Genomic DNA, 12,945 nt, shown 5'->3' on the forward strand with positions numbered 1-12,945 from the left:
TATTTTATTGTGAATACTTTATTAATCAGAAAAGGTTACACAATAAATTAGAAAGCGTAAAATTTTATCTACGAAATATTTCGTAACAAAGGTAAGATGAAATTTTTTATGATTGCAAATTTTATTACGAAATATTTCGTAATTGTGATGAGCGGAGAAAAATAATGGAAGATTGGGGTTAGAAAAAATCTAATAACTATTGATAAACTTCTTAAAAAGAGTAAAAATCCTTAAGTCATTATTATAGAAAAGTCCAAACAGTCATCAAAAAAACATCGGCATGGTTTAGAACCATGCCGACGTTAAAAAAATTACTTCTTAAAAATTATTTCTTAGCATTTATCTCTTTCAAAAGTTCATCGACGGCTGCTTTGAGTTGGTCGTCGGTGCCTTTAGCAATCCAATCTGGTTGGTTTTCTACGATAATATCTGGTACAGCTGGCCCGAGTTCTTGATTTTTATCGGTAGCTTTCGTGAACCAGCCACGAAACGGCAAACGTACAAACGAACCATCCATTAAGCCTTTTCCGCCAGTCGAAATTACCGAACCATTGGTTGGGACACCCACCAATTTACCGATTCCGAGTGTTTTGTAGGCGTGCGAGAAAATTTCAGCGTTTGAGTAACTGCCTTCATTACAAAGAGCAATCGAAGGTTTTGTCCAAGCAGCATAAACTAAGCGTTCGCCAGTTGGGTAGTAATCTTTAAACTTCAATTTGTCTTTTTCCAAGTCATTGCTCGCTCCTCTCGGAATCGTGTAGGCATGTTGTTTGTAGTTCAAAATCGTCATTAAATAATCGGTCGTTGAACCACCACCATTATAACGAACATCAATCAATAAACCTTCTTTTCCGTAGCCAGCTGCTGCAAATTCACGCTCAACAACCTCAAAACTCGGAAAATCCATGCCTTTGATATGAATATACCCTAAACGTCCGTTAGAATATTTTTCAACCAGTTTTTTACGGCCTTCTACCCATTCGTCATATAAATTATTTGATATATTGGCCGTAAGTCGGATAGCTACTTCACGAGTCTTTCCGTCAGCGGCTTTTACGGTCAATAATACTTTTTCATTCACCAAGCCATTCAGTAATTCATGGAAATTAGCATTTTCACTCACTGCTTCGCCATTAACTGCCGTAATTATATCACCTTCATTAAGTTTGCTTTTTTCTTTATCAGCTGGTGTTTCTGGCACAACATGATTGATTTTCACACCACCATTTACAGGCGAAATTTCTGCCCCCAACAATCCAGTTGCTTCACGTTGTGTTTCGGCTCGGTCGGTTACGGTAAGCCCCATGTGGCTTGAGTTGAGTTCACCCAACAAGAGGTTAAACATATCTCTGAAATCATTGCTCGTGCTGGCATTGATACAACGTTCTTTATATTTATCATGCAATTTTACCCAGTCGTTTCCGTGGAATTTAGGGTCATAGAAACCATCACGGATAGTACGCCATGCTTCTTCAAAAACTTGCGTACGCTCGGCGTTATAGTCAACTTTCATTTTTGAAACGAAAGGTAGATTTTCTGAAACACTCGATTTGATGTCGATACGAGCCAAAGCTCCCTGACGGCTGTAATACAAATATTTTCCATCTTTATCCATCGAAACTCCGCTCGGATTTGAGCCTCCCTTCGTGATTTCTTTCAAATCTTTTCCATCCCACTTGATACTGAATAAATCACGACCTTTGGCATTGCTGCTGCTGGTTGTGTAATAGAAAGTTTCTCCATCTTTCGAGATAACGAGGTCACCTTCGTCGCCAGGGAAGTTGGTAACTTGCACAACACGCTCATAGATTTTATCGAAATCAATTTTAATTGGCTTCGGAGTCTTATCTTTTTTATCATTTGGTTTCGCTGGTGCTGCTTCGGCTGGCGTTTCACGCTCTTGCCAATCTTGGGTTTCTTTTTCCCAATCTTCTTTTTTGAGCCACACAAACCAAACATCGCCACTTCGACCCACACTACGTTCCGAAATAAAACCTAATTTTGAGCCATCAGCACTCCAAAACGGACGACCATCGCCACGTGGATGCATCGAAACGTTGACAGGTTTTGAAGAATTATCGGCCGCCTGAATAAAAACTTCTTCGTTGAAATATAAGTCTTCGAGCGAATACGCCAACCATTTATTATCAGGACTCCACACGATACTGCGTGGGGCTGCCCAACTATCATTCAATGTTTTTTCGTTAGATAATTTTCCATCAGTAGAAATATCAGCTACTACAAAAGTGCCTCGGCCACGCACGTAGGCAATCTTTTTACCATCCGACGACACACTCATGTTGGTTTCATCAGTCGGCGTTTTGGTGATTTGTACGAGTTCGTGTTTGAGCGATTTGAAAATATTGCGTTGAGTTGTATCGGCCGAACGAACCATATAAATATCGAAGTTTCCGTTGGCTCTATCGCTACTGAAAAGAAGCGTCGAATCATTCAGCCAAGTTGGTTCAACATCACGAAACCCATGCTCCGAAACATTGATGCTTCTCGATTTCTCTTTATCGGCTTCTTTCACAAAAATTTCACCACGAATCGAGTAGGCCAATAATTTGCCATTGGGCGAAACAGCGTATTGGCCTGCTCCCGTTGAAAACGTCTTTTGCTCGGAAGCATCCAGACGGTCGTCGGCACTGATTTGAACATTAAGTTTTTGAGCCGAACCTCCGCTGGTTTTTAGCGTGTAAAGATTCATATCTTTTTCAAAAACTATTGTTTTTCCATCAGTCGAAACGCTAAAGGCTCTGATTGATTCATCCTTAAAACTCGTTAGCTTTTCGGGTTTATCAGAAGCCTTGCCATTGGCATCAATTTTCAGGCGATAAATATTGTACGCACCATCATTGCTGCTCAAAAAATACAAAGTATTGCTACCAGCCCATTGCGGTGAAACATCGTTTGTCTCGAAACCTGGCAATTGTTGGAAGGTTTTGTTTTGGGTATCGTAGAGCCAAAGGTCACGGTCTGAACTTCCTTTATACTCTTGGCGAGCAACTGGATTAATATCGCCACGCACAAAGGCAATGAATCGGCCATCGGGGGAATAGATTGGGTCGAAACCAACGGCATCCAAAATGCGATATTCAGTACCACCTTTTGGGTTGATTGCGTAGGCTTCGTTAGGGCGTTCGATTTGCTTAAACTCTCGGTTGGTTGAGAACACAATCTTATCGGCTTGAGTCCAACTCGAAATATTGTCTGCTCCCGAATGGAAAGTTAGTCGTTTAGGCATTCCGCCTTCGGTTGGCATGACAAAAATATCGTTATTGCCGAATCGTGCTCCCGAAAAAGCAATTTGAGTACCATCTGGACTAAAAACTGGATTACCTTCGTAGGCTTCGTGAATAGTCAAGCGAGCGGCTTTTCCACCCGAACTTGGGACAGTCCAAATATCGCCTTGAAACGAAAAAGCTACCGTCGAACCATCTTTATTGATGGCTGGTTGGCGGAGCAGTAAATTGTTTTGTGCTTGTAAAAAAAGGCTTGAGCAGCCAAGAAATGCTGCGGTTAGGATAGTTTTTTTCATATAGCGTTAGTTTGTTGAAGGGCCAAAAATATAACCCCATTTCACTAACAAAGTTATGATTTTTAGGCAATTTTCAACAAAAAAGAGAGCAAAGGATAGGTCTATCAGACCAAAACAGAAAAAACTGATACGATAATTTGAAGAAAAACAAAAAAACGACTAAATTTTGGAGATAATTGAAATTCATTTTAAAACTCACAACTATGCTTTTCCTACTTTTCGCAATACTCAACATCACTTTCTTAATCGCATTTATTTACATTGGATATAGAGCCATAGTTTTGGTCAGAAAAGAGATTGGACTTTGGGCTGCAATAGTTCTGGTTATTGGAGTACTTTCGAGTTCTTCATCAACTTCAAATAAAAATAATACCAACTCAAACTTTAAAAATCTAAATAACCAGCAAAAAGTAATAAAAGGCTTATCAAAAATGAATTCTATTGTTCTTGAAGATAATTTACTGAACACAGTAAATTTAATGGTTTTCTATACTATTGAAGATAGTACACAAAAAGCTTTTTACACTGAATCAAACTCTATGTTAACAGGTTTTACGGGGAGTCGTAAGTGGAATCCTGATAGAATTAATATTCATTTTATTGATAATAAACATTATTCCTACAATGTAAACGGCATCATGGAGTGGTATTTTTTAAAATCGGTTATCTACAAAGAGTTAAAAACTTTTAAAGGTATTGCTGAAATCAAATAAATCATTCAGTTTTCAAAACCTGAATATCTTTCACCAAATTCTCAACATCAAGCGGTAAAGTTGCATTATAAACCCCACGAATATATCCGTTTTTATCAATCAAAAAAGCATTTTCGGTGTGAAGAAACTCGTTTTTGTCTTTCTGTAAACCAATTTCTTTTTCGGCAAAGTACGATTGTCGGGCTAAAGCATAAATTTCATCCTTTTCGCCAGTGAGTAAATGCCATCGCTGAGAATCAATTTTCCAGCGATTAGCATATTTTTTTAGTTGGGCTACGGTATCAGTGGCAGGCATAACCGAATGCGAAAGCATCAGTATATCAGCATCGTTTTTAAATGTATTATGTACAGTCAGTAAGTTTTGGGTCATGGTTGGGCAAATGCTTGGGCAAATCGTAAAGAAAAAATTAGCTACGTAAATTTTACCTTTAACGCTTTCGCTGGATACTCTTTTACCATCTTGGTCAATAAAACTGAAATCAGCAATTTTATGCAGCTTTAGTGTATCAAGTTGTTTTTTTGTGTACCAGTTTGGTGTAAAGTCTGCTGTATTGTAGTAAGGTAAGTTTTCTTTTTGAGTTTGCTCTTTGGGTTGGCAGGCAAATAAAGCCAGAAATAGAATACAAATATATTTACATCCCCCTGCCCCATTCAAAGGGGGAATTATATTTACAATTTTAAAAATCATTTTTTAGCTCGAAAAGTATTGTTTTCTACTACTGAAACACAGTTTTTTACACCTGGTAAGCCAAATCGGCGACCATCTTTTATGACATAATTAGCTTTGAGAGAGCCATCATCAAACCACATTTGCTGCTGACCTTCTTCGTGACCATTCACGTAATGAAACACTTCGGCAAGTTTTCCATCGGGAAACCAATCTTTTTGCTCGCCGTGATGTTCGCCGTTTTTAAAATGATATTCAAAGCGGAGTTTTCCATCGGGCCACCATGCACGATGTGTACCTTCTTTTTTGCCTTTTTCGTAATAACGTTCTTCGGCTAATCGACCATCTTCGTACCAAGTTTTACTCCATCCGTGTTCTTTTCCTGCTACAAAAGTCGAAACTTTGGCGGTATCTTGATTAGCAAAAAGCAAGAATTGAGTACCAGAAAAAGGCTTATTTTCATACAGCAAAACCCCTTGATTATGCGAAAAAGCAGCATTATTGGCTTCGACTTTTATCAGCGGAGTAGTTATTTTGGTTACTTGCCGACAAGCAGCCAACAATAACCAAAGGCTACTTAGAAACAGTACCTGCCGTGCCATAGAAGCCATTGCCATTGATGTAAGGGTCTGCGTCAGTGATGTGATAATGATAAATACCGTTCGGGTATTCGGTAGTAGCGTGCGAGTGTCCGTGATAGCCGTCCAAATCGCTATTGCTTACGGTTTTGCCTTTTTCAAGTGGCCCATAAACAGGGTAACCATCTAACAAAAAGCCCAAAAGTGCATCTTTCCCTTTTTGAGCGGTTAGGTAAGTTGGCTCAACGTGATAATGATACTGGCCTTGTTGCTGTGGGTGTCCGTTATATTGGTCAAAGCCGTTCACTTCGTTGGTCAAAGGAGCATTCATTGCCGCATATTGATTGAAAAACGGTACGCCATTGAGCGAAACACCAATCGGGCCGAGCGGTGTAGCACTTGTAGAACTTGCTTTTGTTGGATTTATAGGAATCTTAAAAACCAAACTTTGCGAAGCAATTCTATTAGGATTCAAGGCAAACTTTGTATTTGTTCCGTTGTAAGCTTCGTATTTTGCAGTAGCCCACTGTGTATCTTTATAATATGGGCTTTTGTGGTCTGGCAAACCATTGGTTTTAATTACGGCGTAGTTTCCTTCAATATAGACCTCTGTTGCTCCATAAATCTTCTTGAAGATTTCGAGCGAAGTAGTTGCATTGGCGGTTGTTGTGGTTGTCGAACTCGAACCAGTTGTACCAGTGGTTGAAGTTGTATTGGGCGATAAGTCAGACTCATTACCACAAGCCGAAACCAAAAGCATGACATTGACAATTATAACACAAATAGATATGACTGACTTTTTCATTGGAGTTGATTTTTAAAGTGAAACATTGATTAGTTGAAAGTGTTTTTACTCGTAAAGTTCAATCCATAGAATACTGCTTTGGTCAATGTTTTTTTAGAATTTAAAATTTAGATGCACTTACTTTTAAAAACTTGCGGTCTTTTTTAATTTTTTTCCGAATAAATTCGGCAGTATTATCGGTTATTCTTTTATCTTTCTGGTGGCGGAGGCATATCGTCCATCGGTGGGCGACCGTCTCTTGGCGGTGGACCTCCTTGATGTGGTCCGCCTGGAGGGCCTGGGCGGTCAATAGAACGAATAAGGTCGAGAATTACCTCATCAAAATGTTTTTGCTGAGCGGGCGTACACATTTGGCGAACTTGCTGAAAATGACGGAACGTAATTACATCCGCTTCGGCCATTTTGTTTTCTATTTTGTTAGCTCTTGCACGTAGCGTATCTTCTGATATGTTTGCTTGAGCTAAATCTTTAAAATACGCCTCTTTCATGGCTTTTACTTCTTCTCGCATTCCTCGCATTTGCTGTGCGTGTTCGTGGCGAAGTTTTCGGTAAACCTCTGTTTGTTTCTCATCAAATTTTAATTCAGTTTCCAAAAACAAACGTTTTGGTGGTGCAAAATTTCCGTTTGAAAAGAAAGCTATCCAAACAAGCAAACCGATATTGAGCAGCAAAAGCACGCTAATGGCCGCCCAAAGTATCTTGTATTTATTGTTTTCTTTCATGATTCTATAAATTAGTATCAAATGCCCCCAAGCCGTATTCTTTGGCAAAAGTAGAGGCATCTTGCGGTTCTGAAACTGTTTTCTGGCTGTATCGAATCACGACCCCAACATTCAGCAAAACAACTAAAGCAAGAAACGACCACACAAAGGCTGGCCGTACCATAAACTTTGGTAGTGGAGCGTAGCGTTGTTGCATTCTGGGAATATCCATTCGGGCTTCGAGGCGTGTCTGAAAAAACGGACGTGGCTCGGCTCTTTCGATACCAGCGAGGGCATCTAAGGTTTCGTCTATTTGGCGTTCAATTTCTTCTTGATTTTTCATTTTCTTATATGATTTGGTTCACATAATACTCTTTTAGTGTTTTTCGGAGATTTGTTTTTGCTCTGAATAATAATGACTCAACCGACGACAATGACAGTTGCATCACCTCCGAAATTTCCTGATAACTAAGCCCTTCTACATTACAAAGTGTAAAAGCAACTTTCTGATTATCAGGCAATTGATTGATATGATTAAATAATACTTTTGCTCGTTCTTTGTTTTCAAACACAACCCCTGGATGTTCAAAATCAGCGGGATGATGCACAATTTCATCGTTATCACCGAAAAGGCTCGTCAGAAATGCAAAGCGTTTGCTGGCTTTCTTTCGGCGATGCTGCTCTAAGGCTTTAGTGGTTGCTATTCGATAAATCCAAGTTGAAAGTTTTGCTTCCCCTTTAAATTTACCAACCGACTCAAAAACCTCAATAAAAACTTCTTGCGATACATCTTCGGCTTCTTCGGCATTCTGCACAATTGACAATACTGTATTAAACACCTTATTTTGAAATGAATCAACAAGGTGGCGGAAAGCACTTTGCGAGCCTTTCTGCAAATCAGTAATGAGTTGTTTTTCGTCCAAACAGGTGCGTTTTGCTTTGGTATTGAATATTAGATGTGGAATTTAAATAAAACTTGCGGGATTCTTGCAAAAAAACTTTTTGCAAAAAAAAACGTCGGCATGGTTTAAAACCAATACCGACGTTAAGTTTAAACTTATATTTTTTGAAATTAAGGCAAATTCAACAAGAAACCAATCGTAAAGTTAGCATCCCAGTCGAACACAAATTGTTCGCAACCAGTAGCATCTTTGATGGCTTTGTAGATATTTACACCTGCTTTTCCTTTAGCATCATCCATTTTATAATCTTTCGGTGCTTTCAAAACCGTATAACGCTCTTTACCATTTCTAACTTGCTTTGCCATCGTAAATGGAGCTCCACCAATAATAAAACAAGTTTTACGTTTCATGCTCGGAATTCCCGCACATTTGGCTTTTACTTCGTCATATACCTTGCCATCATCAGTTCCATCTTGGAAATACTTTGCTCCGTAAGTCTCAACCGCCGAAACTCCACCACCGTTTAACCAAGAGATTTTTGTGTTTCCAGAGCCAATATCAGTTACAAAAGCTTCATCTTCAAAATCTTTTGGCAATACGCATTTCAAGGCTAAAGCACCTTCTTGTTGAGCCGAAACTGTGTTTACGAAATAATTTAATGCTTTTAAGTTCTTGATGATTTTTTGTGTAACCTCTGCTTTTACAGCACCCGAACTCACCACAAAGTGAATATCACGGCCACTTACACCAAAATCAAGCATTTTACCGATATATTGCTTCAAACCAGCACGAATATCTTCATCCGTGGCCATATTTTCAGTTACTAAACTATTACCAAAATCTGCTTTTTCGAGCTTCCAGTTTTTATCTTTATCAATTCTTACAATAAATGAGTTGAAACCACTTGCACCAAGCTCAACTACACCTTTTAGTTTACCATTAATTGGCTCAGGAGCAACATAGCTGAAACTCGATTCTCCTCCAGCAGTTGCTTCAGTATCGCTTGAGTTTGACGATGAAGAACTCGAACTTTCAGTACTTGCACTCTCAGAAGCAGGGCCACTCTCAGGAGCTTTTGTATCGGTATCAGTTTGCTCAGTTGAACTTTTAGCAAGCATATTTTTGCCCCAAGACGTATTTTCGAGGACATATTTCCCACCGAAAAAGATTGCTCCAAGAATTACAAGCATTATCAGAAATCTTGCAAAAGGGGTTAATTTGTTCATTTTACTGTTGGTTTATTTGTGAATTAAAATAAGTGTTGAGCAAAAATAGAGAAATACTTTCATCTGCTCAATTATTTTTTTGAATGAGTGGTTGCGGGGCTTGATGGGGTCTTGTAAATGATTGATAAACCTTTTATTTATTTGTACTTTTGAAATCAAATTAGTCTATAACCCTCCATGCTCATCACAATTATATTTATCATTGGCTATGCAGCCATTGCTCTCGAACACACAATTAAAATCAATAAAACGGCTTCTGCCCTACTCGTTGGCACGGTCTGTTGGACAGTCTATGCCATGAGCAGCACGGAAAGCCACTCGATTCAAGAGAATCTATCACATCATTTGGCAGACATTGCTGAAATTCTTTTTTTCTTACTCGGAGCAATGACCATCGTGGAGCTGATTGATGCTCATCAAGGCTTTAAAATTATCACCGACCAAATTTCAAGCAAAAAATCAGTTTCTTTACTCTGGACAATAGGTTTGTTGGCATTTTTTCTTTCGGCAGTTCTCGATAACCTCACAACGGCCATCGTGATGGTTTCTCTGCTTCGCAAAATCATTTCGGATGCCGACCAACGCAAGTTTTTTGCAGGAATCGTAATTATTGCGGCCAATGCGGGTGGAGCTTGGTCACCGATTGGCGACGTAACAACCACCATGCTTTGGATTGGCGGGCAAATTACTCCGCTACACATCATGAAAAGTTTGTTTATTCCGAGTTTGGTTTCGTTGGTGATTCCACTCATGTATCTGAGTTACAAAATGCGAGGACAAGTCATTGATAATCAAAAAATCGAAGAAGATGATTTCATAGAAACAACTGCCAAAGAACGCAACACAATGTTTTTTGTCGGACTTGGAATACTTCTTTTTGTTCCTATTTTCAAAACCATTACGCATTTACCGCCATACATGGGTATGATGCTTGGCTTAGGAATTGTCTGGGTTGTGGGCGAAATTCTGCACAGTAAAAAAGATGAAGAAGAACGCAAACCATTTACGGCTTCGTATGCCCTCAGCAGGATAGATTCGAGCAGCATTTTGTTTTTCTTGGGCATTTTGTTGGCCATTGGGTGTTTAGAAGCAACTGGACTTTTGCAAAGTTTGGCGGTGAATATGAATGATGCTTTCGGAAATCAAGACTTAATCATTCTGCTCATCGGCTTGGCTTCGGCAATTGTTGATAACGTGCCATTGGTTGCTGCCACAATGGGAATGTACGACCTCAGTAGCTTCCCGACTGACCACGAAATTTGGGAGTTTTTGGCCTATTGTGCAGGTACGGGTGGAAGTATCTTGATTATTGGCTCGGCTGCTGGGGTAGCAGTAATGGGGATGGAAAAGATTGATTTTCTGTGGTATTTGAAGCGGATTTCGCTTTTGGCACTGCTGGGCTATTTTGCAGGAGCAGGGATTTATTTACTATTCTGATACCGCTCAGTAAAAACTGCCACTGTTTCTGACCAAAAGACCGCCTTAAAATACCAATTATCATAAAAAGATTTGGAATATATTCGGCGGTTTTACACCTTTGTCGCAGTTTTAAACTTTAACTATACTCAGAAAACACAATGAAAAAAATTAGTATCGTATTAGCTGCCTTATTTGTAAGCACCGTTTCTTTTGCTCAAACTGCCGACGAAGTAATAGCTAATTATGTAAAAGCAATAGGTGGCAGCGATGCTATCGGCAAAATTAAGGATATGTCAATGACCATGACTGGCGAAATCCAAGGACAATCATTAGAAGTTTTGATTCAGAAAAAACCGACCAACAAATTTCTTCAAACAGTAAGTATTGTAGGTATGGGCGAAGTACAGAAACAAGTTTGTGATGGTGTAAAAGCACAAGTTGGTGGAATGCAAGGCTCGCAGGATATTACAGAGCCTGAAAAAGTGAAAGCAATAGCTATGCAATCATTTATTGTTCCAGAAGCTAACTATGCTGCCATCGGAGCAAAAGTAACATATGTTGGTAAAGAAAAAGTTGGTGGTGCAGATGCTCACAAACTTGAAGTTGCCGTGGGTGAAGTTAAGATGACCGAATTTTATGACGTTGCTTCTGGATTGAAAGTTCGTCAAGTAATTACGGCCGAAACTCCAATGGGTAGCCAAACCATCACTTCTGACTACTCTGATTACAAAGACGTTAGCGGTGTAAAATTTGCACATAAACTAAACCAAGATTTAGGAATGGCTCAATTGGCTCTTACAGCTACTAAAGTTCAAGTAAATACAAATTTAGCTGATGCTTTATTTGAGATTAAATAATTAGTCCACAGTCAATAGTCGACAAGTCCACAGTTAGACTTAGTCTTCATCTTGATTTGATGTTTTTACAATGCAGATTTTCTTTTCGAGAAATACAATAAGTAAGAGGAATAGCTTTTTAGGGCTATTCCTCTTTTTGTCTTTGCAGCTTTCTGCACAGAAACGCTTTGAATTTACACACCCACAAATGGGAACGATGTTTAGAGTGGTAGTTTATGCCTCCGATTCTGCTTTGGCACGAGATATAACAAAAAAAGCCTATGTTAGGCTCGATGAATTGAATATGGTCTTGAGCGATTATCGGGAAGATAGCGAAGTGAATACACTCTGTCGCACATCAGGTAGCGGTCAATACGTAAAAGTAAGTGCAGATTTATGGAACATACTGCAAGCATCTGCCAAAGCAGCTCAACTATCCGAAGGAAACTTTGATGTAACGATTGGTCCACTCACTCAACTTTGGCGACGTATGAAACGCCAAAAACAATTACCAACGCCCACACAAATCAGCGAAGCAAAAGCTAAAATTGGCATTGACAAAATAGTTTTCAACGAGAAAAATCAGTCTGTTATGCTCAACACAAAGGGAATGAGGCTCGATTTTGGCGGAATCGGAAAAGGTTTTGCCGAAGATGAAATGATGAAGGTTTTGAAAGAAAATGGCATAAAATCGGCCTTGATTGAAGCAGGGGGCAATATTGTTGTATCAAATTCACCCACTGATTCGCCCACAGGCTGGGAAATTATTATCAATAAAGAAAAATATTTCTTGAAAAACTGCGGAATTTCGACTTCTGGCGATGCCTATCAATTTGTAGAAATCGAAGGCAAAAAATACGCTCATATCCTCGACCCGAAAACTGGCATTGGCTATGCCGAGCCTCACCAAGTTAGTATCATTGCCAAAGACGGTACAATTTCAGACTGGCTTTCAACAGCCTTATATTTAATGCCAACAGATAGTGGCCGAAAATTGGCAAAAAAACTAAAAGCGAAGGCTATAAAATAACTCAAAGCTACTGCTTAACAATCTTGGTAATGGTCTGATTGCTCATGTTTGCATTGGGTATTATAACAATATTTCCATCGCTGTCAATCAGTGTTGTTTGGCGTAAATCTATGTCATCGACTTTACCCGTAATATCTCCTACTTTAATTGTTTCGCCAATCTTAAATGGCTTATAGACAATTAATAAAACGCCACTTATAATATTGCTCAAAGCTTGCTGAGACGATAAACTCACAATAATAGAAATCATGCCGGCCCCTGCTAAAATTGTATGGCTCAATGTTTGGAAAGCAGGGATAAATGATAAAGCCAGCCCAATACCAATCAACCAAATTGAGGTTGCGGTAATATGTTGAAAAAACCTAATGCGAGTAATATCCGATTTTTCAGAAAGCTTACGAAGGATATTTTTAAAAACAAGATTCTGAGCGAGTAAATTGACAATAAATGCCAATATCAAGCACAAAATCATTATTGAAAAGCGTTCGGTATCGTTGATGATTTCTCTGAGCATACTATAAATTTTC

At 39.1% G+C, this 12,945-nt stretch carries 13 protein-coding genes; 4 read left to right on the top strand and 9 right to left on the bottom strand.

Annotated features, from left to right (window positions below):
* Positions 1–325: 325 nt before the first annotated feature.
* Positions 326–3,541: a S41 family peptidase gene (locus IEX65_RS01400; RefSeq protein WP_188763888.1), complete on the bottom strand. Its 3,216-nt coding sequence runs from the start codon at positions 3,539–3,541 to the stop codon at positions 326–328.
* Between the two features lie 203 nt (positions 3,542–3,744).
* Between IEX65_RS01400 and IEX65_RS01405 the strand changes: the two genes are divergently transcribed.
* Positions 3,745–4,254 (top strand): hypothetical protein, encoded by a 510-nt coding sequence (locus IEX65_RS01405; RefSeq protein WP_188763890.1) that lies wholly within the window; start codon positions 3,745–3,747, stop codon positions 4,252–4,254.
* 1 nt (position 4,255) lies between these two features.
* Here the strand turns inward: IEX65_RS01405 and IEX65_RS01410 are convergent, their stop codons facing one another.
* From IEX65_RS01410 to IEX65_RS01440, 7 genes are all read right to left on the bottom strand, one after another.
* Complete coding sequence (locus IEX65_RS01410; protein WP_188763892.1) at positions 4,256–4,942, bottom strand: SCO family protein; 687 nt, start codon at positions 4,940–4,942, stop codon at positions 4,256–4,258.
* Positions 4,939–5,538: a toxin-antitoxin system YwqK family antitoxin gene (locus tag IEX65_RS01415; protein ID WP_188763894.1), complete on the bottom strand. Its 600-nt coding sequence runs from the start codon at positions 5,536–5,538 to the stop codon at positions 4,939–4,941. The genes IEX65_RS01410 and IEX65_RS01415 overlap by 4 nt, the downstream gene beginning before the upstream one ends.
* Entirely contained in the window at positions 5,495–6,304 is an 810-nt protein-coding gene (locus IEX65_RS01420) for a YHYH protein (protein WP_188763896.1), read from the bottom strand. Before IEX65_RS01420 ends, IEX65_RS01415 begins: the two co-directional genes overlap by 44 nt.
* Positions 6,305–6,492: 188 nt before the next feature.
* Positions 6,493–7,026, bottom strand: coding sequence for a Spy/CpxP family protein refolding chaperone (locus IEX65_RS01425; protein WP_188763898.1), 534 nt, complete (start codon positions 7,024–7,026; stop codon positions 6,493–6,495).
* Between the two features lie 4 nt (positions 7,027–7,030).
* Positions 7,031–7,348 carry a hypothetical protein gene (locus IEX65_RS01430; protein WP_188763900.1) on the bottom strand — a complete coding sequence of 106 codons (318 nt, stop codon included), beginning with the start codon at positions 7,346–7,348 and terminating at the stop codon, positions 7,031–7,033.
* 4 nt (positions 7,349–7,352) lie between these two features.
* Positions 7,353–7,928, bottom strand: coding sequence for an RNA polymerase sigma factor (locus IEX65_RS01435; protein WP_188763902.1), 576 nt, complete (start codon positions 7,926–7,928; stop codon positions 7,353–7,355).
* 149 nt (positions 7,929–8,077) lie between these two features.
* A complete protein-coding gene (locus tag IEX65_RS01440; protein ID WP_188763904.1) occupies positions 8,078–9,133 on the bottom strand; it encodes a hypothetical protein in 1,056 nt (351 codons plus the stop codon).
* Between the two features lie 177 nt (positions 9,134–9,310).
* Here IEX65_RS01440 and nhaD point away from each other — a divergent pair, with 177 nt between their 5' ends.
* The 3 genes from nhaD to IEX65_RS01455 all read left to right on the top strand — a co-directional run bounded on the left by nhaD (position 9,311) and on the right by IEX65_RS01455 (position 12,418).
* Positions 9,311–10,570, top strand: coding sequence for a sodium:proton antiporter NhaD (gene nhaD, locus IEX65_RS01445; RefSeq protein ID WP_188763906.1), 1,260 nt, complete (start codon positions 9,311–9,313; stop codon positions 10,568–10,570).
* Between the two features lie 140 nt (positions 10,571–10,710).
* Positions 10,711–11,409 (top strand): LolA-like protein, encoded by a 699-nt coding sequence (locus tag IEX65_RS01450; protein WP_188763908.1) that lies wholly within the window; start codon positions 10,711–10,713, stop codon positions 11,407–11,409.
* A 142-nt stretch (positions 11,410–11,551) separates the two neighbouring features.
* Positions 11,552–12,418: an FAD:protein FMN transferase gene (locus IEX65_RS01455; protein WP_188763910.1), complete on the top strand. Its 867-nt coding sequence runs from the start codon at positions 11,552–11,554 to the stop codon at positions 12,416–12,418.
* A 7-nt stretch (positions 12,419–12,425) separates the two neighbouring features.
* Here the strand turns inward: IEX65_RS01455 and IEX65_RS01460 are convergent, their stop codons facing one another.
* Positions 12,426–12,932, bottom strand: coding sequence for a mechanosensitive ion channel domain-containing protein (locus IEX65_RS01460; RefSeq protein WP_188763912.1), 507 nt, complete (start codon positions 12,930–12,932; stop codon positions 12,426–12,428).
* Positions 12,933–12,945 lie beyond the last annotated feature (13 nt).

It is taken from the genome of Emticicia aquatilis (genome assembly GCF_014644295.1).
Taxonomy (GTDB): domain Bacteria; phylum Bacteroidota; class Bacteroidia; order Cytophagales; family Spirosomataceae; genus Emticicia; species Emticicia aquatilis.